Here is a 23,251-nt window from a genome sequence, read left to right as displayed (position 1 = left end):
CTCTCCTAAAAGGAGAGGGAATTTGAGAATAGAAAATGTCGAATATCACCATAGAGCAAATGCGTTTTTGGAGCCCTGAAGTCCGTGAGCTAGAGCCTTACGTTCCAGGCGAACAGCCCAAAATTCAAAACCTTTTAAAATTAAATACCAATGAAAATCCGTATCCACCATCACCGAAAGTCGTGGAAGCGGTGCAAAAAGTTTTAGCCAATGGCGCAGATGTTTTACGTCTTTATCCAGATCCAGATGCATCTGAATTGAAACATGCCATAGCTAGACAGCAAAATGTTACTGTTGAAAATGTCTTTGTAGGAAATGGTTCTGATGAAGTCTTGGCACATATTTTTAAAGCCTTCTTTATTCAGGAACAGCCACTGCTTTATCCAGATATTACCTATAGCTTCTATCCGGTTTATAGTCAGTTCTTTGGTGTCAAAACCAAAATCTTGCCACTCAATGAAAATTTTGAAATTGTAGTAGATGATTATAAACAGCCAAATGGCGGTATTATCATCACTAATCCAAATGCGCCAACCAGTATTGCGCTTAGTTTGTCTGCCATTGAAGAAATTCTGCAGGCGAATCCAGATTCAGTAGTCGTCATTGATGAAGCCTATGTAGATTTTGGTGCTGAATCAGCAGTGAGTTTGGTTGAGAAATATGAGAATCTAGTAGTCTGTCAAACGACTTCAAAATCCCGCTCTTTAGCAGGCTTACGTGTCGGTTTTGCGATTGCTCAACCTCATCTGATTGCAGCGCTTGAAGCGGTAAAAAACAGCTTTAACTCTTATCCAATGGATCGTTTTGCGATTGCGGCTGCAGTGGCTTCATTCGAAGATCAGGAATACTTTGAAGCACAAAATGCTAAAGTGATTGCCAGTCGTGAAAAACTGGTTAATCAGTTGAATGAGCTCGGTTTCAAAGTCTTGCCATCAAGTGCGAACTTTATTTTTGCTTCACTACCATCAAAAGATGCAGGTGAGTTAGCAGCTGAATTACGGGAACGCGGCATTATCGTACGTTACTTTAATAAACCTCGTATCAATCAATTTTTACGTATTACCATTGGTACAGATGAGCAAAATCAGCGTTTAGTGGATACATTGAAAACCGATATTTTGGCGTAATCCCCAACCTCCTATTTAATAAAGAACAACTCTATTCCTCCCTTTTTAAAGGGAGGTTAGGAGGGATTAAAAATGCGACTCGGTTGAGCCGCTTTTTATTTATTCGGGTTTATACCAGGTATTGAGTAAATCCAGCATGGCCTCGACTTTATCAAAACACTCCTGATATTCTGCATCACAGTCAGAAGAAATCGTAATTCCGCCACCAGCCCAAAGTGAAACCTCATCTTGATATTTCTGAATCGAGCGAATCAGAATATTCCAGCTTCCTGTTCCATCAAAATTAAAATAACCTAATGAACCACAATACGCTCCACGTGGAGCACCTTCTAACTCTTCAATAATTTGCATGGCACGAATCTTTGGTGCACCGGTAATTGATCCACCTGGAAGTGCAGACAGCAATACATCAAAAGGATGCACACCTTCTTTTAAGGTCGCTTCGACTTCGCTGACCATATGATGTACCTGATTAAATGACTCAATATTGAATAGTTTAGGTGTCTTGACTGAACCTGTTTCTGCATAAACACTGAGGTCATTGCGTAGTAAATCTACAATCATGACATTTTCAGCCTGATCCTTCTTTGAGTCTTTTAAGCGTTGTTTGGATTGCTCATCAAGCACCGGATCGGCAAAACGTGGCATGGTACCTTTAATCGGTTTGGTGACAATTTTTCGATGTGCTTCAAAATCAATAAACAGTTCAGGTGAACAGCTCAATAATTCAAAATCACCTATACGAAGATAGCCCGCATATGGCGCATTGGTTAATGTCCAGAAAGCATGTGCAGTTTCTAATAATGAACCTTCAGCCAGTGCTGTAAATTCCTGGGTCAAGTTAATCTGGTAACAATCACCGGCTAGAATATAATCCTGAATATCCTGAAATGCCTGTGCATAGCGAGATTTGTCCCAACGTGGGCTGCAAAGGGTTTTTAATTGAAATTGTGATGGTATAGAGGCTTGATTTAATAGATTTTGAAGATGATTGAAAATATCTTCTGCTTGCAGATCATGACTATAGAATACCCATTGATCAGCTTCAAACTTAATATAAGAATCAAACTGACCGATAAATAGGCCAGGTTGAGCTCGTTCTGGGTACTGGGTGTGCTGTCGAGCAGCGTAATCATAGCCAATAAACCCAACATAGCCCCCAGAAAATTTATTCGCTTTAATATCTGGAGTTTGCTCAAGCTCTAAGATGAGTTCAGCTATATCAGCCTGATATTGCTCGATATCCACTCTCTTAAATGACTGAATTTGTCCATCCTGCACCATGAAATATTTCTGTGCACAGCAGGCAATAAAAGGCTGCCCATTATTATTTAAATATATCAGGTGATCTAAGGGGCTTAATGCATACAATAGATCTTTAAGCTGAAGAGATGCAAAACTTAAAGGACAATGGTAAGTAGCTTCGTTCATTCAGTAGCGCATATTCCGATATGAGCCGGTATTTTATATCAAGAATAGGAAAAAATATTTCTAAATCATCAAATACCGTTTGTCGGTAAGCTCAATATTGCGACCAACGACAGTTGATCAAAATATGACTCGACGTTAAGTTAAGTGGGCGAGCAAAATTACTCAAGGAAAGATGCTTTGCGTTGTCAGAAAATAAAAAACACAACGTCGGCACTGAGTGATTCACAACCAAAAAAATAGTACTCTTGGGAGAGTAAACAATGAAAAAATTCACAAAATTGGCTTTAGCTGCTTCAGTTGCTTTTAGTGCAAACGCAATGGCGATGCAATCACTGGACGATGCATCTCTAAGCGCGACTACAGGTCAGGACGGTTTGAAAATCGGTATCGGTATTTCAAAAATTGAAATTGAAAAACTATTTATCCATGATAATGATGGTTTAGCTGAAGATTCTACTGCAACAGCGGGTGTTATTGAAATTTATAATAATGATGGAGTTGTTCTTCGCCCTGGAGAGGCTGCTAAGGGTATTGTGGGTGGTACTGGTGAAGCAGGTGCGATCTATATCAAAGCAAATGGTAAAGGAAGAACAACAGCTAATGGTATCGTGATTGGTGCAAACTACGATGACAATGGTGCGTATTTACTAGCTTCACGTAACCTTGCAGATTTAACCATTGACTCAGATGCTGGTGCTGGTAATCCATTCATCAACATTGCAGCAGAAGTATCTGGCTTAGATATCAACATCGGTGAAATTGGGGTTGTAGGATCAGCTTCATCTCTTACAGATTATGAAAATGGTTTAGCTTCAGCTACTAGTATTCGCCGTGGTGGTGCTGGTAAGGAAAATGCGATTTTATCTGGCCTATCACTTAAAACAGGTCCAATGTCTGCCAATATTCAATTAGGTGCTGCTCCACAGGGTGCAATGATTAAGTTGAATGCAACAATGACTGGCGGCTTAACAATTACAGATTTGGGTATTCTTGATAATTCAACGACTGGTGGACAAGTTGCTGACGGTGTAACCACTTCAGGCCCAGGTGAAATCTTCATTGAAAGCATCAAGTTAACCGATGCTGGTACTAAAGATTTGACATTGAACCAAAGCATCAGTGTATTTGGCGAATCAAGTGCAAACGATGGTTTCATTCGTATTATGAGTACAAGTGGTGCACATGATAACTATGTGAAAGGTATTCACCTAGGTAGCCAAAATGCAGCATCAATTGGTGATATGGAAATTCAAGGTCTGCAAACTTACTTTAGCCCGGCACCTGGCCAATATGCAAAAGGTGCAATTATTACCATTTCTGGTCACTAATTTTTACCTTAAAAAAGCGCGTGTTTACACGCGCTTTTTTTTATGACTACAACATCTATCTAAAAAAATAAAAAAAGACTGTATTTTTTTGAAAAAGAAGGTATCTTTCTAGTTACAGGGAAGTAGAGTGAAGACTCTATAAAAAGAAAAATTAGGCACATCATGCCAATGATAAGAAAAGTAAAAGAATATGTTAGAGATTGCATTGGGCTCGGCATTGATGTATTACGCTGCCAAAGAAGCTCTGGATATTAAAAAACAGCCACCAGGCGCTGTTCACTATACTGAAGTTCTTGATTCAAGAAATGATTCTTTCGTACGTATGCACCGCGAACATGTGGAAGTCAAACCTGCACTGTTAGACCAGTTTCAGGGAATTGTGCGTCAGGCTTATGATTATAGTTGTGGTTCGGCAGCACTTACGACTTTATTAAATGGCTATGTAGGTACCCGGCTGGATGAGCAGCAAGTCATGAATGGCCTAATGAAATTTGGTGAAACGGATAAAATCATCGAACGTCGTAGCTTTTCCCTTCTTGATATGAAACGTTTTGTTGCTGCCTTAGGTCTGGAAAGTGGTGGCTATCGTGGAGAATTTGAAGATCTGGTTAAACAGGGGCAGCCCGCCATTGTTCCTATTTCCTATGCAGGATTTAAACATTTTGTCGTGTACAAAGCTTATAAAAATGGACGGGTGTATGTTGCAGATCCTGCGCTAGGTAATATCAGTTTTGATGAACAGCGATTTAAGGAAATTTGGGAAAACAATACTTTATATTTAATTAATGTCCCTGAACAATATCGAAAAAACTTTTTGGCATTAAAAGAGTCGGATATGCGTCATGTCGAAGATGCAACCATTAACCGTTATGCTTTAGTTGATATGCAGTATCCACAGTTCTATATGGATAAAATTGCCGATAAAGCATCGACTATCCGTATGGATCGTAACCGTAATGTAGATTCAGAAAAATTTGGGGAATATCAATATAATTTTCTCAGACTTTATTACAAGAATAAATAAAACGAAAAGATGGCTATAGAAAAATTAAAAATGGTGAAATGGATATGAACAGTAAATGGATGAACAAGACATTCTTGGCGCTCAGCATTCAGATGGTCATGGGAGTGGCATGGGCTGCGGATGAGCCTGAACTGGGTGAGTATGAAACGGTTGAGGAAGAAGTAGTCGAGACTGCCGCATCCGTTGATATTCAGCCTGAACCAGCAGCAACTCAGGCTGTAGAAGAACCTGAACTTGGGGGGTATGAAACAGTTCAGGAGGAAGCTGTAGCAGAGCCTGAACTGGGAGGATATGAAACAGTTCAGGAAGAAGCTGTTGTTGAAACAGCTGCACCTGTTGAAGCTCCAGCCACTCAAGCAGTAGATGCATCTCAAGCCTTACAGAAAAAAGAAGGAGATGCTACTCAGGAAGCGAGTCTAGAAGAAGTATTTACTTCAAATGAGCGTCAATACTCACTTATTAAACAAGGTGAGATTTCATCCTATTATGATATCGATTATACCTATTATCGAGATACACAACTCGATATGGAAATGGCACAGGGCCAGTTGTATCAACTCCGTGTTCAGGAAAATGCAACACATAGCTTGACCAATACTTTCACTTTTCAGTATGGGGTGAAAGATAACCTGACCTTAACAGCTTCTTTACCTTTAGTCGCTAAAACAGATCTATTAAAAGATACCTCTACAGCAGGATTAGGGGATATTAGTTTAGGTGCACGTTGGGAGCCATTCCCTTTAAAAGCAGGTCGTTTACCACTTATTTTATTTGCTAATTTATCGACTAAAACAGGTGATAGCCCATATGAAATTAATGCAGCAAAAGATCTGGCTGCAGGCAAGGGATATTACTCAGCCGGTGTGGGGGCGAGTACACGTAAATATATTGACCCAGTGGTACTATTTGCCTCTGTTTCTGCAAATTATGGGTTTAAGGAATCTGGCTTAGATCAGCGTCGTGGTACACGAATTATTGAAGAATTTGAACCAGGAATTAGTGGTGGTTTCGCTTTCGGTTTCGCTTATTCATTTAACTATGATGTTTCCATGACCATGTCATATCAGCAAAGCTTTAATACTGGTGCCGAATTTAAGTATCACACGGGTGAAAGCTATTCAGCCGCTGATCAGACTAGCTCGACTTTTGCGATTTCTTTAGGAGTGCGTGTATCCCCAGAAACCATTGTAAATGGTACGGTCGGATTAGGGCTGACCGAAGATGCACCAGATGTTTCACTGGGACTTTCATTCCCACTTGATATTTTAGGTTTCGGTAAGAAATTCAGTTAATAGGGGTGTCGTATGAAAAACATTCGACTTAGCCCGTTATTAACAGGAATTATTCTTGCGGGCTGTTCAAGTTATACCTTTGCACAATTAGGGACCAACCTTTCTGTTGACCTGCGTGCATTGTCTATGGGGAACGCAGTTACTGCAGATCCGCCAGGAGTGAATGCAATTCACTTTAACCCGGCTGCATTGGCTAAAATTGAAGGCTTACAAACCGAACAGCAAATTATTGTTGCGAACTTTGATATTCAGCGTGAATTTACGGTTCCTGCTGGATATAACGTTTTTGGTTATTCAGATGATCCAATGGTCTGTAATGATGGACCTGAAGTGTCTTCTGATTTATGTACAGATTTTAAGGGCCCAGTGAAGGGTGATGTAGAGTATGTCAGTCTCTACGTACCAATTTTGAAAAAAATGGTGGATTTGGGTGAAGGCCTCCCGATGGCAGCACCTACCATGGGGGTCTCTTATAAACCACCAGGCTCTAAAGCAACTTATGCAACTGCCGTTTATGCACCGCTAGTTGCAGGTTTTGGTCATGAAGATGGTAATCCTGCCAATTTTATGGGACAACAGGTTGCTCTGGAGCGGATTACATATTTATCTCCATCAATTGGTTATGAAGTCAACGACCAGCTTTCGATTGGTGCTTCAATCGGGATGTCTTATCAAGCCATTGCCATGAAAACAGATTTACGTTTTCCCAATGAGCTGATTGGCATGTTGCGTATGATTGATGAAGTCGTATGTACACCATTTAAAGAAAATTCTGACATCATTACTGACATCTTGTTGCTCGGGATCTGTAATGCTGATGAAGGAATGAACCCATTTGGTAAATTTGGCCAAATGCAACTTTCATTAGAACAAAATTTAAGTCCAAGCTATAACCTGGGTGTTCTATGGGAGCCTACTGAAGATTTCAGTTTTGGTATGGTTTACCAGAGTGCGGCCAAAATGCGCTTAAAAGGTAAATATCATATCGATAATGCCAAAGCGCCACAGGAAATGATTAAAGGTCTGATGACCTCTCCAACTGGCCAGATTTTAGCTGCAATTCTTGGTTTTCCAAATTATATCCCTTCAAGTGAATCGGGTCTGGTTTCCATGGATTTCGAATACCCAGCTCACTTTCAGGCGGGGATCAAATATAAGGTAATGCCAGATCTACAAGTCAATTTTGATATTGGCTGGACAGATTATGCTGCTTGGGACCAATTCAAGTTTGAGTTCGACCGTACCCTGTCTGCCTTGAAGATTGCCAAACTGTTATCTGCCAATGTAACGGATTCTTCACTTGCATTACCGCTTAGGTTTGAGTCGCCATGGAACTTCGGGATCGGAGTAGAGTATTCAGCAACTGACCGACTGAAACTTCGTGCTGGCTATGAACCACGTACCAGTGCCATTCCAAAAGATAAACGCAATACTATGGTACCGATTAATGGTGCACAGCTATTTGGTTTAGGAGTGGGCTACCGTTTTGACGCAGATACGGATCTGGATCTATCTATTGGTTTCTTACGCAGTAAAGATAATATTCCAGCAAATACCAGTAGCCTAGCGAACCAGACCGGGGTAAATAACCTGTTACTGAATCCATATGCAGGCTTGAATGTCAAAACAGATACCAAGATCACAATTTTAGGTTTGAACTATCGCACCCGTTGGTAAGGAAGAAATGATCAGAACAGGGAACTTAGGGATAAAAATGGTACTGGCATTAAGTCTGGTACCATGGTCTTTTTATACAAATGCCAGAGAGTTTATTACGATCATTGGGCCCGATGGGCGACCATTAGTTGTGCCACGTCAAAATAATGAGCAGAAAGAAACAACAAAAAACCAAGCGGCCACTACTCCGAAAAAATTGACTACGCCCGTTACATCTACTGCACAGGATCTGAAAAAATCCGAGCCAAAGGCGGTGGAAAAAAGTGTGACAACAGGTGAGCAAAAAAATAATATGGTTGTACAACCAGTACAACCAGTACAACCAGTACAACCAGTACAACCAGTACAACCAGTACAACCAGTACAACCAGTACAACCAGTACAACCAGTACAACCAGTACAACCAGTACAACCAGTACAACCAACTAAACACGTTGAGTCTAGATTACCGCAGCACTTACCACCAGTGACACAGCTTCAAACCCCTGAACCTGTCATTCAGGCAGTACCTGATCCTGTTCAAAAACAGGGTTTCAGTCAGATTGAAGGGGTGGAATATGTGGATAGTGAATATCTGGAAAATAAAGAATTTAATCTGGAAGGTAAAAAACGTTTCTATAGTATGCCTGAAGGGATAGTTGATAAAAATATTGGGTCAACACGTGTACAGACGATTGAGCGTGAAAAAGGAGTTGGACAGTCGATTATAAAATCCTTGTTTCAACAACCTGTCATAGATTCTGGTCCTGTTGTACTGGCCCAAACCTACTACCGTATTTCTCAGCCTGAATCTGTAGAAAGCTTAGGTAAGCAGTGTTTTAAAGATAAAAAAGTTAAGAATGCGAAAGAGATTAGTGCAGGTAAATCCATTAATCTGTGGCCACGGGCACCGCTGAAATCAGATGAGTTTGATTATGAAATTGTGAAGCTAAAATCTGATATTAAAAATATTCAGATTCAGTCTTATGCTTCCCGTCAGAATAATCCTGCCTATTACTGGCCATTTGTTGTATTTCTGGATGAACGAGGCTGTGTTTTAGAAGGGGCGGGCGGTTTTAAAAATCAGGAAGCACAAGCCAATATTATTCAACATGAGAAGATACAGGGAATTATTCAGATTCCTGCGCAAAGCCAATATGTATTAATGACCCCACTCGCTTCAGCCATAGATGTTGAAGACAAGATGCTGACAAATTATGGACAACTAAAACTAGTCGCCATTCGATAAGGACGATTCGAGTAGAATAAGATGAAAAATAAAATATTATATCCATTTGCTTTCACTGCTTTATTTGCCGCCCTCAGCGGATGCGGAGGTGAAAGTGCGAATGTCATACCAGAACAAAATGATGAAGCCACCACGAACGGTTCATGCTCTGCTACTGCAACGAATTGTCTGGAATGGGGGCTTGAATATCCAATTGATGGTCTTAATTTTAATTGTAGTGGTGATAAAGAAAATACCTTTATTACTTTATTTGACCAAAATGATGGGGTGGCGTCAGGTACTTGTCAAAAAGCAGATAGTATTGAATTTTATCTGAAAAGTTTTAGTGATACCAAAATCAAGTTGGGTACTGTCAAGCTCTCTGAATATATGAACCTCAGTACATCGAGCCAATTACCCCGACTAAGTGTACTTGATATTGCCAAGGGAATTACTGGTCGTAATATTGCCAGAATCGAACAGACAGATCCAACCGTACAGGTGGCGATGAAACTGGTCAAAATCTGGCAGACCTTGGCACTGGAAAAAGGCCGTATCTATAATCCGACGGATATACAGCCCTTGTATATCACAGAAGATATGCGAAAGAATCTGGGCAAAATTAATAAAGATATCAGCCTGACAGATGCAAATTTGGCAGAAACCCTTAAACCTTTTATTGATATTAGCCAGATTAGTGATGATCAGGCCTTTGAAGTCGTAAAAAAACTGGCCAATATTGCCAGCGCAGCAGTATATCAACCGGAATTTTCTCTGTTCTCAACTTCAGGCATTATTAGCAGTAACTTGACTGGTTCTGATGGTCTGGCGGGTTGTAATAAATCTGTATGTGACATTAAAGAGAAAACGACTAAATATTTATTTGGACATTTTATCCTGATTACAGACCGCCAAGGTTATACCTTTGGCAGTGGACTACAGTGGCGTGACACTCAGCTAAAACTGGGCTCCAATAATCTGGGATCTTTAGGTGGGATTAATGCGGAATTGATCCGTAAAGTCAAACCACAGCAAATTACTGCAGTACCGCAAACCAGCTGGATTAGCCCTGCCACGAGAATGCTTTCATCAAATGCACCATATAAAATGAATGTGGCTAACAACAGCAATCCATTAGAAATTTACCAAGGTCGTTTGCTGAGTGATTATGTGATTGCCGGTAAAGAAGCATTTTATAAGATGGCCACAGGTAAAACTGAACTCAGCGATGCTGATCGTGCCAGTCTTGGCTTATGGCGCTTTAATGCCGAAGATGACAACTATAGTGGCTCAATTGATCTTTATAAAATTTTCCCGATCAGCTATCTGGATCGTCAAGTCTTTAAAACAGCTGAAAATGTAGAGCCAGGTGAAGAATATATTTTCCCAATGTATGGCAACATGGAGTTTAAATTCAGCGAAAACTCAATTAGCCCTGTTACAGTGGGTGTTGTGATTGATAGTAATGGTGATGTGCGTACCAATATGCAGTCCGCGAGCAATCTTGCAACTGATAGCATTAATGGTTGCCAGGGAGATATCTTACCGGCTGGACTTAAAGACAATAACGGCGTTCAACAATATCGTCTGGGTACCTTAGGCCGTGCATTTATAAATGAAAAAACAGTATCTATGCGACTGGTCTTCGCTGATCCTGTATTTGGTTCATTAAATGGTGCTCTGGTGGGTATGAACTCCACAATTCAGGCTTCAACCAATACAGATGATAAGATTGTGATTGGTGGGGCATTACTCAATTTATCTAATGTATTGAATGGAACCAGTCGTGTGGGCTTTACCAACTCAGCTGGAGAAAGTGTAGGCTGGGCAAATACTTATGCCAGCTTCCAGAAAGTCTATAACAACAATAATACTGATGAAACGACAGAGGAGATCAATCTGGCCAAGCTAAGTGGCGGAAGTGTTTCATTTAAATTAGCGGATTGTTATAGCATCAAAACCAAATAATGAAAAAAGCCCATCAAATGATGGGCTTTTTTATAAAAAGACATTTTAACCTGTGTGATCCAAACGAGTTCCCAAGGTCTCAAGATGCATCGGGAAGTTATTGGTTTTACGGTCTTCAAAATAATGATGGAGTGTATGTTCTACACTCGGGAAAGCCAGTTCACTCCAGGGAATTTCACCTTCATCAAATAAACGTGCTTCAATGGTTTCTTCACCTGCACCAAATTTTCCATCAATCAGTTGAGATTTAAACAGGACATAAATCTGGCCAATCCGCGGAATATTGTACATGCAGTACAGCTGTTCAATATCTACTTCAGCTTCGGCTTCTTCACGGGTTTCACGTGCTGCGCCCTGTTCCATGGTTTCAAACAGTTCCATATAACCGGCAGGGAGGGTCCACAGTCCATAACGTGGTTCAATCGCACGGCGGCAGAGCAGAACTTTATCTTCCCAGAGCACCAATGCACCGCAAATCACTTTTGGATTAATGTAATGAATATATCCGCATGTAGTACAAACCTTGCGAACCTTCTGATCGCCTAAAGGAATTTTCTCTGTTGTTTTATGTCCACAGTTCACACAGAAGTTCATATTCATCATCAATGATAACAGTAAGGTCAGGATAACTGAAAAATCAAAATTTGGCATCATTTCTATCCCGCCAAATCAAAAATCAGCTATGATGAAATTATAGTCGCATAGGGAGCTGAATGAATGGATGAGCTGGGATTAATACAACGCTTGCAGAAACATTTACGATTTTCCAAACGGATTCAAACTGCACAGGCTGCTGTATTAATTGCGATCACAGATGAAGCTGATCCCAAAGTTTTGCTGACACGTCGTTCAGCTTATATGAATAATCATGCAGGGGAAGTCTCTTTTCCAGGGGGTAAACGCGACCCGCAAGATACCAGTAATATTGTAGTGGCTTTGAGAGAGGCGTATGAGGAAACGGCGCTTAACCCATTTGATGTGCATCTGATCGGGGATCTCCCGATGCAAAAGGCACGTAACGGGATGCTGGTTAAGCCTGTGGTCGGTTTAATTCCGCCTACCATTCAACTTATTCCTCAGCCGACGGAAATTGACCGGATTTTCTTTGCTTCCTTGCAGCATTTGCTGGAAGCCCAGCCGATGCCTTATGAAGTGCGGTTTGCCCAGCAGTCTTTATATTTTCCAAGTATGCGGGTGGAAAATGAGATTGTCTGGGGACTGACCGCACGTATGCTAATTTCATTATTTCAGTACGGGCTTGACTATAAAAAAGACTGGCCATTTTTACTTAATTCACCTGCGTTTAAACGCTCAAAATTTTTTAACCGTTGAACAGGATTTCAGCCATGTTATATCAATTTCAGGGACATACACCAAAAGCAACGCATCAGCCGTGGGATGGTTGGGTGGCACCTACAGCGACGGTCATTGGACAGGTCGAACTGGGCAAACAGGTGAGTGTCTGGTTTGGTGCCGTCGTTCGCGCCGATAACAGCAAAATCCGTTTAGGTGACTTCACCAATGTTCAGGAAAATGCAGTGCTACATACCGATGCTGGGATTGAAATGAACATCGGGAATTATGTGACCATTGGTCATCAGGCCATGCTGCATGGTTGCACCATTGGCGATAATAGCCTGATTGGAATTCAGGCAGTGATCTTAAATCATGCCGTGATTGGCAAGAATTGTATTATTGGTGCCAATGCCCTGATTCCAGAAGGAAAGGTAATTCCTGATAATTCGGTGGTGATGGGCTCACCAGGCAAAGTCGTGAAAACTTTAGATGAAGCCAGTATTCAGAAACTAAAAATGAGTGCCATGCACTATGCTGAGCATTTCCAGAAATTTCAGGATCTGGAAGAAGTACAGCTTTAGGCTGTTATCTGAATAATGTCCTCAGTTAAGCCTAGAATTTTCTAGGCATTTTTGTATCTGGCTTGGGAAAATCTCGCCTAGAAGATATGAGTGGAGTATTATATTCGACGTTTTTTATATTCTCTGAATTAAGGTTGTGCATGAAAGTGCTGGCATTGGAGACTGCCAATGAGCAGTGTTCCGTCTCTGTGATCGATGATACTCAAGAACTATTTTTTCAGCTTGATGCGCGCGCCAAGGCACAAACGCAAACCATTCTCCCAATGATTGAACAAGGCCTCAATGATCTGGGCTTGGCTGTATCTGATCTGACAGCGATTGCTTTTAGTCGTGGCCCGGGATCGTTTAGTGGTGTTCGTATCAATGCGGCTGTGACTCAAGCTTTGGCTTGGTCAAATGATCTGCCTGTAATTCCGGTATCCACTTTACAGGCTTTGGCGCAAGCGGCATATCGTTTGCATGGTTTAACTGCAGTAACTGCAGTACTGGATGCACGGATGAATGAAGTCTATGTCGCCAGTTATCAGTTAGATGCTCAAAGGATTATGCAGGCTGTTGATGAAGAACAGCTTTTGAGTTATGAACAAGGTGCTGAAGCAGTTAAATTTACTGTGGTGGGTTCAGGTGCCAATCTAGTTCAAGAAACAGCATCTGAATATAAAAATGTCAGTGCAACAGCGCAGGATATTGCCATGATTGCGCGTGCAGCAGCAAAAACAGAAAATTGGGTCAGTGCAGAATTGGCACTTCCGGTATATTTACGTGATAACGCATGGAAAAAAATTCCAGAACAAGGCAAAGCATAATTAATCAGGATTAAGCATGGATCTTTTACTGCTGCTGAAAGCAGCAATTATGGGTATTGTTGAAGGTATTACTGAGTTTTTGCCTATTTCCAGTACTGGGCATCTGATTTTGGCTTCAGAATTAATGAATTTCTGGACTAAACAAAAAAGCGATGTTTTTGTCGTCGCAATTCAGATGGGGGCAATTGCCGCGGTTATTTATGAATATTGGGCACGGCTTTGGGGTGCAGCAACCGGGATCGTAAGTGGTGAACCGCAAGGACGCCGTTTAGGGATTGGCCTGATTCTGGCCTCTATTCCCATTGTGCTGATTGGTCTGACCCTAGGGCAAACTGTAAAAGAACTGCTATTCAATAATATTGCAATTGCCATTGGCTTGATCGTCGGTGGTCTGATCATTATCTGGATTGAAAAGAATCCACCTAAGGTACGTGCCCAGGAAGTTGAAGATCTAACCGTAAAAGATGCGATCTGGATTGGTCTGATTCAGGTCTTATCCCTGATACCGGGAACTTCACGTTCAGGTGCGACCATTATCGGGGCGATGTTCCTTGGCGTATCACGTAAGGCTGCAACTGAATTTTCATTCTTCTTGGGGATTCCGGTTATTATCGGTGCAGGCCTGCTCGATCTGTATCAAAGCTATGATGTTTACAGTACCACAGAAGACTGGACGGTTCTGGCAGTCGGTATCATCGTATCGTTCATCTCGGCGCTTTTATTAATCCGTGCCTTGGTAGCCTATGTGGCAAAACGTGATTTCATGGTTTTTGCCTGGTATCGCATAGCCTCAGGTTTACTGATTTTATTATTTGCCTTTACAGGTTGGAGATTATGGTAAGCACGATTCGCTTATATACCGAATCTGAGTATCAAGAGAAAGCACAGCACTTCGAGGCTGTGCTTTCTTCTCGTGGTGTAGAGGTTAGTATTGAGGTTATTGAAAAGCTGAATGCACGTTTCTTGCGTTTACATCCCGAACTGGCCCTGTGTGTTGATGCTGACGGCCTATGGCTCTGTGCCAATGGCATGAAAATGCAACCAGATTGGCAAGCAGAAGTAGGGCGTTTAAAACGTGCCTCTTTAAAATCGGAAATGATTGCTCGTGCTTGTAACCTCGGAGAAAAGCCGACTCTTATCGATGCGACAGCTGGGCTAGGTCATGACAGTCTGTTGATGGCACATTTGGGTGCTCAGGTCACCTTGGTCGAACGACATCCTATTTTATTTACCCTGCTTGAAGACAGTCATCACCGAGCGAAAAAGGATACTTTTCTAAGTTCGGTGGTTAAGCGGATTCATCTGGTTTTTTCAGATTCTGCAGACTATCTGAAATCACAGGCTGAGCAGAATGCGGTCGTCGATGTGGTTTATCTGGACCCGATGTTTCCACAACGTGACCAGAACCAGCAGGCACCGAAAAAGCAGGCACAGGTGAAAAAACAAATGCAGTTATTACATTTGCTTTTACCGGAAGATGGTGAAATGGATCTTGGAGATAATCTGCTGGAACTGGCACAAAAAATTGGCAAGCGGGTGGTGGTGAAACGTCCTCGTTTGGCCGTATTTTTAGCTGGAAAAGAGCCAAATCATCAATGGTCTGGTGATGCTTGCCGTTTTGATGCCTATTTTCAGCATGAACTGGTTACTTAATATGAGAATTGCTTCAAAATAGATCAAGGATTTGTTATATATTTAAAAATTGGCATTGATAAAACTTATATCAAGCATAAACTTATTGGGCACATTAGCGAGCCACTCATCTCCCTGAAATCATATGATCGACTTTAAACCCTCCATCAATTTTTGGCACGATTTTAAAAGCAACCAAATTGCCGGGATGTGGTTATTTCTGGGATCTCGGCGTTCGCTGCAATTGGTGCGTCCATCCATTCTGCAATTAGTGTTCTGGGGCATTTTGGGCGGCTGTGCTAATAGCCTGTTTAGCTGGCTCAGTTCCGGCCGCATGGGAGATTTTAACTCTCAAGGTTTGATCAGTTATGCACTTTGGCCCTTTATTGCCTTGATTGTCGGGATTTTCTTGTCCCAACGGGTGAATAATCCTCGTCTGATGCTGGTACCTGCATTACTCTGGCTAGTGCTGGATACACATATCATGCTGTTCCAGAGCCTGATCCAGTATCTGGGGGATCTGGATTATCTACCCTATATTTTCTATGCCTATATTCCGACCCTGTTTGTCATGCTGTTTGTCTGGCAAAGTCTGGCTGTGGTCTGGGTGATTTCACGTGAATTAAAATGGCCGTGGTGGGAACGGGCACTGATTATGCTGGCTACGCTATTTACTTTAGTGGTGTGGCAGATTTCGGTGAAAGATCAGCCCATCTGGAAAGTTGAAGAAATTCCACCAAGTTTTGCTGAAGATGCTTTCTATGCTCAGCCGATCTTGCTGAATAAGGCGCTGGATGCAATTGAATATGGTGAATTTGCACAGTCGCATTGGTACTTTATGGGTGTGGCTGGCGCGAGTTATCAGGATGTGTTCTATTCAGAAATAGAGCGGATTAAAAAGCAGTTTGATACCCGGTTTGGGACTTTTGGCCGTTCGATTATGCTGGTGAATCATCCGGCAACACGGACTGAGATTCCACTTGCTTCCAAAACCAGCATGGAATTGGCCTTGCGCCGTATTGGCCAGCAGATGAACCGGGAAAGTGATGTACTGTTCCTGTATATGACCTCACATGGCTTGCCAAATGAATTTGAAATGGAAAATGCACCGCTAGATCTGGCATCAGTCGATCCAAAATGGTTGCGTGATACTCTGGATGCCTCAGGTGTGCGTTGGCGAGTGATTGTTATTTCTGCCTGTTTCTCAGGTAGTTTCGCTTCGGCTCTGCAGAATGATAATACTTTAATTATCACAGCCTCTGCTGCTGACCGTCAGTCTTTCGGTTGTTCAAACGAAGCTGATTATACCTATTTCGGCCGTGCTTTCTTTGATGAGGCCATGCGTGAAAATAACAGCCTGAAAGCCTCTTTTGAGCAGGCCAAGACTACAGTGGCTAAATGGGAAGCAGCTCAAGGATTTGAACCGTCAGAACCACAATGGGTGATTGGCAAAAACATGGAATTGATGTTGCCACAACTGGAACAGCGTCTTTTCCCTCCAGCGACGACCACTTCAGCATCTCCGTCTGTCGCTTTGACTCCATAAACCAATCTACAACTTTAGAAAATAGAAAAAGGAATGATGATGGAACTGGTACAGAATAATCGAAGCTTTGAGGGTGAACAGCGGATTTATAGCTTTGAGTCTAAAATATTAAAAAAACCAACCAGATTTGGAATCTTCCTGCCGCCACAAGCTCTGGAAGGCCAAAGTTGTCCAGCTTTGTTCTATTTAGCTGGCCTGACCTGTACGGAAGAAACTTTTGCAATCAAGGCACATGCCCAGCGTCTGGCTGCCCAGCTTGGCCTGATTCTGATTACACCAGACACTTCACCGCGTGGAGACGATGTTGCCAAAGGGGATCACTGGGATATTGGGCAAGGCGCTGGCTTTTATATCAATGCCACTCAAGCACCGTGGGCTGAACATTATCAGATGGAAAGCTTTATCGTCGATGAGTTGTATGAACTGGTGTGTGAAGAGTTCGTAGTTCAGGCAGATAAGATCGGGATTTTCGGTCATTCCATGGGTGGACATGGCGCTTTAACTTTGGCTTTTAAATATCCGGAAAAATTCTGTTCAGTTTCGGCATTTGCACCGATTTGTGCACCAAGCCAATGTCCATGGGGTGAAAAAGCATTCTTAAATTATCTGGGCGAAAACCGCAAAGAATGGTTGAAGCATGATGCAACTGCGCTGGTTCAGGAAAAAGGTGCACTGTTTAGCGATATCCTGATTGATCAGGGCTTTTCTGACCAGTTCTATAGCCAGCTGAATCCGGCGTTATTTCAGCAAGCTTGTGATGCCGTGAACCAGAAATTAACCTTACGTGAACATCAGGGTTATGATCATGGTTACTATTTTATTCAAAGCTTTGTAGATGACCATCTACAATTCCATGCTGTGCAATTAAATCCATAAGCCTAGCAACAAAAGCCAAGCAAACTTAAAAGTACAATAAAGCTCCAAAAATAGGTCATGTTTTTGGAGTTTTTTATATGAATATCAAATAAATATAATAAAAATGGCATATAAGTTGCTATTCAAAAATCAGGTAGAACCAGTTGCAGTTAAGAACACGATGCACAATAAGCCTGAACCAGAGATTGACCAGCCATCACCTTCACTAGAAAAACATAACTTCCGATTTCATGGCAGTGCCACGGAATATTTTGGAATCTGGATGGTGAATCTGATGTTAACCATTATTACGTTTACTTTGTATAGCCCGTGGGCAAAGGCACGCCGTATCCGCTATTTCTACGGTAATACCCAATTGTTAAAACATCGCTTTGACTTCATCGCCATGCCAAGCCGAATTCTACTAGGTCGTCTACTGGCATTGGAGTTGTATGTGGTGACAGTGATCTTGACCAATTACTCCATTCTTATCACCAGTTCATTATTTCTGATTGCTGCGATCTCTCTACCTTGGTTAATTCGGATGACCCTGAAATTTAAGGCCCGGAATAGTAAATATGGCAATGTCCGGTTTCATTTTAGTGGAAGCAATCGGGAAGCCTATAGGGTTTTATGGCTCGCGATATTGGTCAATATTTTCACCCTGTTTCTTTTCAGCCCAGTGGTGATCTGGCTATACAAACGTTACTGCTTTAATCATTTATCGATCGGACAACTTCAGTTTAGGCTGGGGATTCAGTGGTCTAAATTTATGTCGGCAGTTTATATCCCCTTATGTCTGTGTCTGCTAATTGGTATCGCATGGAGCGCAGCAATCGTTTACTGGGTCGATTTGATCGGTACAAACCTGTTTACCTTGGGTGTTGTATTGAGCTATCTGTTTTGTCTGGCCTTGGTCTGGCCGATGATATCTGCACGCTTATATATGTATACCTGGAATCATGTAGAGCTTGGTCAAAGCTACTTTAAAACCCGGGTAACGACATGGCGTTATAGCTGGATTGTACTGAGTAACTGGATTGTGCGTGCACTCAGTTTGGGACTCATGACCCCTTGGGCGAGCATCCGTTTATATGAATATCAACTGGCTAACCTAGAACTCTATCTAGCAGAGGACGAAACTAATCTAAAAAATATCTTGCAGCGTGATCCAAATGCTATAGCCAATGAAGTACTGGATATCTTTGATTTCGATGCATCGTTATAGAGGCAAGTAGGATGAAGCGACCTGTTGAAGTCAGATTTTATGATGGGGTTTTGGCCGAAGCCCAGCGTGCATGGATTGTCCCTGATCAGCAACGCGGGATTGCCCTAAAGCTTAGTGAAGAAACACCCAAGCAAGTGAGCGAGGCTGACTTTTATTTTACTTATCCCGATATGGCGTATATTGGCGGGGTCGGGGGACGTAAACCGATTATCGAATTACCTGAAGATCGTCGGATTGAATTTTTGACCAAAGCACCGCATTGGCTGAAGATTAAATCCAAAGAAATCTATCATGCCATATGGAAATTTGAACGTTCTCCACTCCTGATTTTCTTCTCGATGATTATCGTGATATGTGCGGTAATTTTTATTCTTAAATGGGGAATTCCATATACGGCCCAGCAGCTCGCTCAATTACTTCCCGAACAGACCTTGATCGAGGTAGGAAATCAAACTGAGCAGAAATTAATTGAGCAAACTGAGTCATCCAAGCTCTCCGCAGAGCATCAAGCACGTCTAAAAAAATTGTATGAACAAAAAATTGCAGTAGGGAAACCCGCTAAGATTATTTTCCGTCAAGGCGGTGAAACCATGGGACTTAATGCAGCTGCGATTCCGAACAATACCATTATTGTCACCGATGAACTGGTCAAGCTCAGCGGTGCAGATGAAGAAGTCCTTGCAGTACTGGCGCATGAACAAGGTCATCTGTTATAGAAACATAGCATGCAAAAAGTGATTTCCAACCTGGGCGCAGCAGGACTATTTGCCTTGGTAACAGGAGATTTAAGTGATGTCGTGGCGGCATCTATAGCGGTACTCGCCGATGCGGGATATTCACAAGCGCTTGAACTTGCTGCGGATGATTATGCCATGCAACATTTGCATCAACAGCAGATCTCCATTATTCATTTGTCGAACTTTTTGCAGCGGGTTGAAAACGCTAGAATCCTGGCAGAGCAGAATAAAACGATAAAAATGAAAAACTTTACCCTGAATATTGATGGAAAAGAACGGCAAATTACAGAGTCTGAGCTCAAATGGTTGCGTTTAATTGGAAAACTCAAAAAATATCTGGAATCGCATCCCGAACTTGACGAAAGAATTAAACGGATTCATGCATTTGAAGAAAAAATGAATCAACCTGTTTAGCCCTAATATTGAGTATAAAAACCCATATTTTTATATCCTGATGATCGAGGCGTGCTTAGCCTCGATTTTTTGTTGATGGATATCCGAGTTTTCCTGTCTCAATCCATTATCTTCATTTTCATTCAGGTCAAGTGATATTAGGCACAAAAGCTGTCCAGCGTTACATAGCATTGTATTCACACAACATCCAAGTCACAGTAGCAGGACTGGATTTGGTATAATGAGAAAAATCCAATTTCAGTTAGCCAGGTCCTTTCATGTCCAAGCCTTATTTAATTGCACCTTCTATTTTGTCTGCCGACTTTGCCCGTTTAGGTGAAGAAGTTGAAAATGTACTTCAGGCCGGTGCAGACATTGTGCATTTCGATGTCATGGATAATCACTATGTACCCAATTTAACCTTTGGCGCAGGTGTATGTAAGGCATTGAAAAAATATGGTATTCAGGCACCTATTGATGTGCATCTCATGGTGAAACCTGTAGATCGTATGATTGGTGACTTCCTGGAAGCAGGGGCTGACATTATTACGTTTCATCCGGAAGCCTCTGATCATATTGACCGTTCTTTACAGTTGATCAAATCGGGTGGTGCTAAAGCCGGTCTGGTATTTAATCCAGCGACACCATTGCATTATCTGGATTATGTACTGGATAAGGTTGATCAGGTACTGCTAATGAGTGTGAACCCTGGCTTTGGCGGACAGAAATTCATTCCAATGACTTTGGATAAATTACGTCAGGCGCGCAAGATCATTGATGCTTCAGGTCGTGATATCCGCTTAGAAGTAGATGGCGGTGTGGGACCAGCAAATATTCGTGAAATTGCAGAAGCTGGTGCAGATATGTTTGTGGCTGGTTCAGCGATTTTTGGCAAGCCGGATTATAAAGCTGTGATTGATGAAATGCGTAGTGAGCTGGCTAAAGTCGGTCAAATCCAGTTTTAATCTCTAAAATGTTTAAGGTGCATAAATCTGTGGATAACTTTATGGATAAGTGTGTAGATATCTATGTTGATAACCATATGGATATGTTGCATATTTTGTAATCGTTTGTAGCTTGATTGGTTGCATCTTAGACAAAATTTGTATAAAAAGAACTCAATTTGGGTTCTTTTTACGTATGACAGCCCTTGATTTTAGTGGTCGTTTATTCATCAGTGGTTAATAATCAAGCCAAACAAAAAGTGATCAATAGGTCTTAGTTCTGTGTTTCATTGTGTAATATCTCCACGCTATTTTTAAATTTAATTCATGTGCATAACTTAATAATACGGACTTATTCCTTGTTTGTTTTTCTTACTCAAGTCTCTGTAATGCCATAACACGATGTCCCGTGTTGGCGTTCTTTAAGATAAGCTGAAATCTTCAAGTTGTCCTGAGCATTTGAGTAAGACATGGTTAAGTTAATTCTCATTCAGTCAAATTTTGTAAACGGCAGTTTGGTTTTTTCATCTGTTTTATAAGATGTTTATTTTTTTAGGGGGAACGACCTCCCTTGTTGATTAAATTTATAAAATTCAACAAGAAAAATCGTCAGGACGGCCTGACTCTGTTAATTAGGAGGAGGGCAATATGGCCTGGATTATACTTGTATTCGCTGGACTATTTGAGATTGTCTGGGCCTATTCCATGAAGCTCTCAGCGGGTTTTACTAAACTCACACCGAGTATTTTTACGATTGTTTTTATGGTGCTCAGTTTTGTATTACTGGCCTATGCCATGCGTACTTTGCCTCTAGGAACTGCCTATACCATCTGGACGGGCATTGGCGCAGTCGGCTCATTTCTGGTCGGTGTTATAGTTTTAGGTGAACCTGCTTCTGCTATGCGTATGCTGGCTGCGGTGCTGATTATTTCCGGACTTGTTTTGATGAAATTATCCTCCTCCTAAGAGCTGTTGAGCAGTTCTGATTTCGAGTAAAATAAAAACTGGCAAGCTTGATTCTGTAGGAGTAGGGCCATGCAGCTCAGTTATATTTATATGGATTCGCCTGTAGGACAGTTGCAGCTGGTCGCCAATGAAACGGCATTGGTGGCTGTACTCTGGGATTGTGAAAAACCGAATCGGGTCAGGTTGGCAACTCTGGTTGAAGATCCACAGCATCCCGTGTTGATAGAAGCTCAGCGTCAGCTTCAGGAATATTTTGCCGGTCAACGCAGTACTTTTGAGCTGCCTTTAGATTTTGCCGGTACTGATTTTCAAAAAAAAGTCTGGCAGGCTTTGCTGAATATTCCTTATGGACAGACCCGAAGCTATCGGGAAATCGCTGAACAGGTCGGTAATGTTAAAGCAGTACGCGCCGTGGGTGCTGCCAATGGTAAAAACCCGATTTCGATTATTGCACCTTGTCATCGGGTGATTGGCAGTAGCGGTAAGCTGGTAGGCTTTGCGGGTGGTCTGGATAAAAAAGAAATTCTGTTAAATATTGAGCGAACCCATTAAGATCAAAATCATAAAATTAATGAAAATTAAAATATGGATCAGTTCGCAACATAAATCTTAGGCCAACTCTGGTCCAGTTTATGATGGGTTCTTCTACTTTTTATTGGTTTAATCATTTTTAAGTTATTTAAACCATTTTTAAAAGGGAAGCTGGGAGAGTTTGCTGTTGCCACGCATGTCAAACTTTATCTGAAAGACCCTGAGTATCGGTTATTAAACGATTTGACTCTTCCAGATGGAGAAGGGAGCACAACACAAATTGATCATTTCTTATTAAGTCCTTATGGCCTGTTTGTGATTGAAACCAAAAACTATAAAGGCTGGATCTTTGGTAGCAAGCGACAAAAAACCTGGACGCAAAAACTTTATAAAAATAGCTATAAATTTCAAAATCCGATTCATCAGAATTATAAGCACATCAAAGTTCTGGAGCAGTTGCTGGTTGATATTATTGAGCCAGCCCAGCTGCATTCTGTGATTGTATTTATGCCAGATGCGGTATTCAAAACCCCAATGCCGAATTATGTATTTCGGTGTTATTCACCAATTAAAATGTCTATGTGATAAACCATTTAAAATGTCCTGTTTTTAACCACAAGAGTCAAGCACAGGATTTAACTTTCTTTGTTCAATAACAGCTTTCTGAGCTTTACGACTCGGC

General features: G+C 41.6%; 20 protein-coding genes and 2 pseudogenes. 20 read left to right on the top strand and 2 right to left on the bottom strand.

Annotation, left to right across the window (positions count from 1 at the left end):
• Positions 1 to 35: 35 nt before the first annotated feature.
• Complete coding sequence (gene hisC / locus FTU72_RS13410; RefSeq protein WP_180053003.1) at positions 36 to 1,127, top strand: histidinol-phosphate transaminase; 1,092 nt, start codon at positions 36 to 38, stop codon at positions 1,125 to 1,127.
• A gap of 99 nt (positions 1,128 to 1,226) precedes the next feature.
• Here the strand turns inward: hisC and FTU72_RS13405 are convergent, their stop codons facing one another.
• Entirely contained in the window at positions 1,227 to 2,558 is a 1,332-nt protein-coding gene (locus FTU72_RS13405; protein ID WP_180053002.1) for an anthranilate synthase component I family protein, read from the bottom strand.
• 260 nt (positions 2,559 to 2,818) lie between these two features.
• Between FTU72_RS13405 and FTU72_RS13400 the strand changes: the two genes are divergently transcribed.
• The 6 genes from FTU72_RS13400 (at position 2,819) to FTU72_RS13375 (ending at position 11,054) form a co-directional block, all read left to right on the top strand.
• Complete coding sequence (locus FTU72_RS13400) at positions 2,819 to 3,886, top strand: DUF6160 family protein (protein WP_166139568.1); 1,068 nt, start codon at positions 2,819 to 2,821, stop codon at positions 3,884 to 3,886.
• 190 nt (positions 3,887 to 4,076) lie between these two features.
• Positions 4,077 to 4,910, top strand: coding sequence for a C39 family peptidase (locus FTU72_RS13395; protein WP_180003094.1), 834 nt, complete (start codon positions 4,077 to 4,079; stop codon positions 4,908 to 4,910).
• A gap of 38 nt (positions 4,911 to 4,948) precedes the next feature.
• Positions 4,949 to 6,202 carry a hypothetical protein gene (locus tag FTU72_RS13390; RefSeq protein WP_171505611.1) on the top strand — a complete coding sequence of 418 codons (1,254 nt, stop codon included), beginning with the start codon at positions 4,949 to 4,951 and terminating at the stop codon, positions 6,200 to 6,202.
• 12 nt (positions 6,203 to 6,214) lie between these two features.
• Entirely contained in the window at positions 6,215 to 7,879 is a 1,665-nt protein-coding gene (locus FTU72_RS13385; protein ID WP_005234148.1) for an OmpP1/FadL family transporter, read from the top strand.
• Between the two features lie 7 nt (positions 7,880 to 7,886).
• Positions 7,887 to 9,107: a putative pilus assembly protein FilE gene (gene filE / locus FTU72_RS13380; RefSeq protein ID WP_180053001.1), complete on the top strand. Its 1,221-nt coding sequence runs from the start codon at positions 7,887 to 7,889 to the stop codon at positions 9,105 to 9,107.
• Positions 9,108 to 9,128: 21 nt separating this feature from the next.
• Positions 9,129 to 11,054, top strand: coding sequence for a hypothetical protein (locus FTU72_RS13375; protein WP_180053000.1), 1,926 nt, complete (start codon positions 9,129 to 9,131; stop codon positions 11,052 to 11,054).
• Positions 11,055 to 11,099: 45 nt separating this feature from the next.
• Here FTU72_RS13375 and FTU72_RS13370 read toward each other — a convergent pair whose 3' ends face one another.
• A complete protein-coding gene (locus FTU72_RS13370) occupies positions 11,100 to 11,648 on the bottom strand; it encodes an NUDIX hydrolase (RefSeq protein WP_180053006.1) in 549 nt (182 codons plus the stop codon).
• A 123-nt stretch (positions 11,649 to 11,771) separates the two neighbouring features.
• Between FTU72_RS13370 and FTU72_RS13365 the strand changes: the two genes are divergently transcribed.
• From FTU72_RS13365 to FTU72_RS13305, 13 genes and pseudogenes are all read left to right on the top strand, one after another.
• Positions 11,772 to 12,386, top strand: coding sequence for a CoA pyrophosphatase (locus FTU72_RS13365; RefSeq protein WP_004783401.1), 615 nt, complete (start codon positions 11,772 to 11,774; stop codon positions 12,384 to 12,386).
• 14 nt (positions 12,387 to 12,400) lie between these two features.
• Positions 12,401 to 12,931 carry a gamma carbonic anhydrase family protein gene (locus FTU72_RS13360; protein WP_180012891.1) on the top strand — a complete coding sequence of 177 codons (531 nt, stop codon included), beginning with the start codon at positions 12,401 to 12,403 and terminating at the stop codon, positions 12,929 to 12,931.
• Between the two features lie 140 nt (positions 12,932 to 13,071).
• Positions 13,072 to 13,737, top strand: a complete 666-nt coding sequence (gene tsaB / locus FTU72_RS13355) for a tRNA (adenosine(37)-N6)-threonylcarbamoyltransferase complex dimerization subunit type 1 TsaB (protein ID WP_180052999.1) — start codon at positions 13,072 to 13,074, stop codon at positions 13,735 to 13,737.
• 16 nt (positions 13,738 to 13,753) lie between these two features.
• Positions 13,754 to 14,578 carry an undecaprenyl-diphosphate phosphatase gene (locus FTU72_RS13350; RefSeq protein ID WP_034705726.1) on the top strand — a complete coding sequence of 275 codons (825 nt, stop codon included), beginning with the start codon at positions 13,754 to 13,756 and terminating at the stop codon, positions 14,576 to 14,578.
• Entirely contained in the window at positions 14,572 to 15,390 is an 819-nt protein-coding gene (locus tag FTU72_RS13345) for a class I SAM-dependent methyltransferase (protein WP_180052998.1), read from the top strand. The genes FTU72_RS13350 and FTU72_RS13345 overlap by 7 nt, the downstream gene beginning before the upstream one ends.
• Positions 15,391 to 15,514: 124 nt before the next feature.
• Positions 15,515 to 16,915, top strand: a complete 1,401-nt coding sequence (locus FTU72_RS13340; protein WP_166136755.1) for a C13 family peptidase — start codon at positions 15,515 to 15,517, stop codon at positions 16,913 to 16,915.
• A gap of 39 nt (positions 16,916 to 16,954) precedes the next feature.
• On the top strand, positions 16,955 to 17,791 hold the full coding sequence (gene fghA / locus FTU72_RS13335; RefSeq protein WP_180052997.1) for an S-formylglutathione hydrolase: 837 nt from the start codon (positions 16,955 to 16,957) through the stop codon (positions 17,789 to 17,791).
• Between the two features lie 160 nt (positions 17,792 to 17,951).
• Entirely contained in the window at positions 17,952 to 18,998 is a 1,047-nt protein-coding gene (locus tag FTU72_RS13330) for a YjgN family protein (protein WP_257220286.1), read from the top strand.
• Between the two features lie 11 nt (positions 18,999 to 19,009).
• Positions 19,010 to 20,149 (top strand): annotated as a pseudogene (locus FTU72_RS16535) (M48 family metallopeptidase).
• Positions 20,150 to 20,406: 257 nt separating this feature from the next.
• Complete coding sequence (gene rpe, locus FTU72_RS13320; protein WP_180052995.1) at positions 20,407 to 21,093, top strand: ribulose-phosphate 3-epimerase; 687 nt, start codon at positions 20,407 to 20,409, stop codon at positions 21,091 to 21,093.
• 627 nt (positions 21,094 to 21,720) lie between these two features.
• Positions 21,721 to 22,038: a quaternary ammonium compound efflux SMR transporter SugE gene (gene sugE, locus FTU72_RS13315; protein WP_004783384.1), complete on the top strand. Its 318-nt coding sequence runs from the start codon at positions 21,721 to 21,723 to the stop codon at positions 22,036 to 22,038.
• Positions 22,039 to 22,107: 69 nt separating this feature from the next.
• Entirely contained in the window at positions 22,108 to 22,590 is a 483-nt protein-coding gene (locus FTU72_RS13310) for a methylated-DNA--[protein]-cysteine S-methyltransferase (protein WP_180052994.1), read from the top strand.
• Between the two features lie 102 nt (positions 22,591 to 22,692).
• Positions 22,693 to 23,124: pseudogene (locus tag FTU72_RS13305) on the top strand (nuclease-related domain-containing protein); the annotation flags it as partial.
• Positions 23,125 to 23,251 lie beyond the last annotated feature (127 nt).

The sequence above is a fragment of the Acinetobacter sp. YH12137 genome (assembly GCF_013418535.1).
Lineage (GTDB): Bacteria > Pseudomonadota > Gammaproteobacteria > Pseudomonadales > Moraxellaceae > Acinetobacter.
Note: the sequence above shows the minus strand (reverse complement) of the source record. Positions and strands in the feature narration are given on the sequence as shown.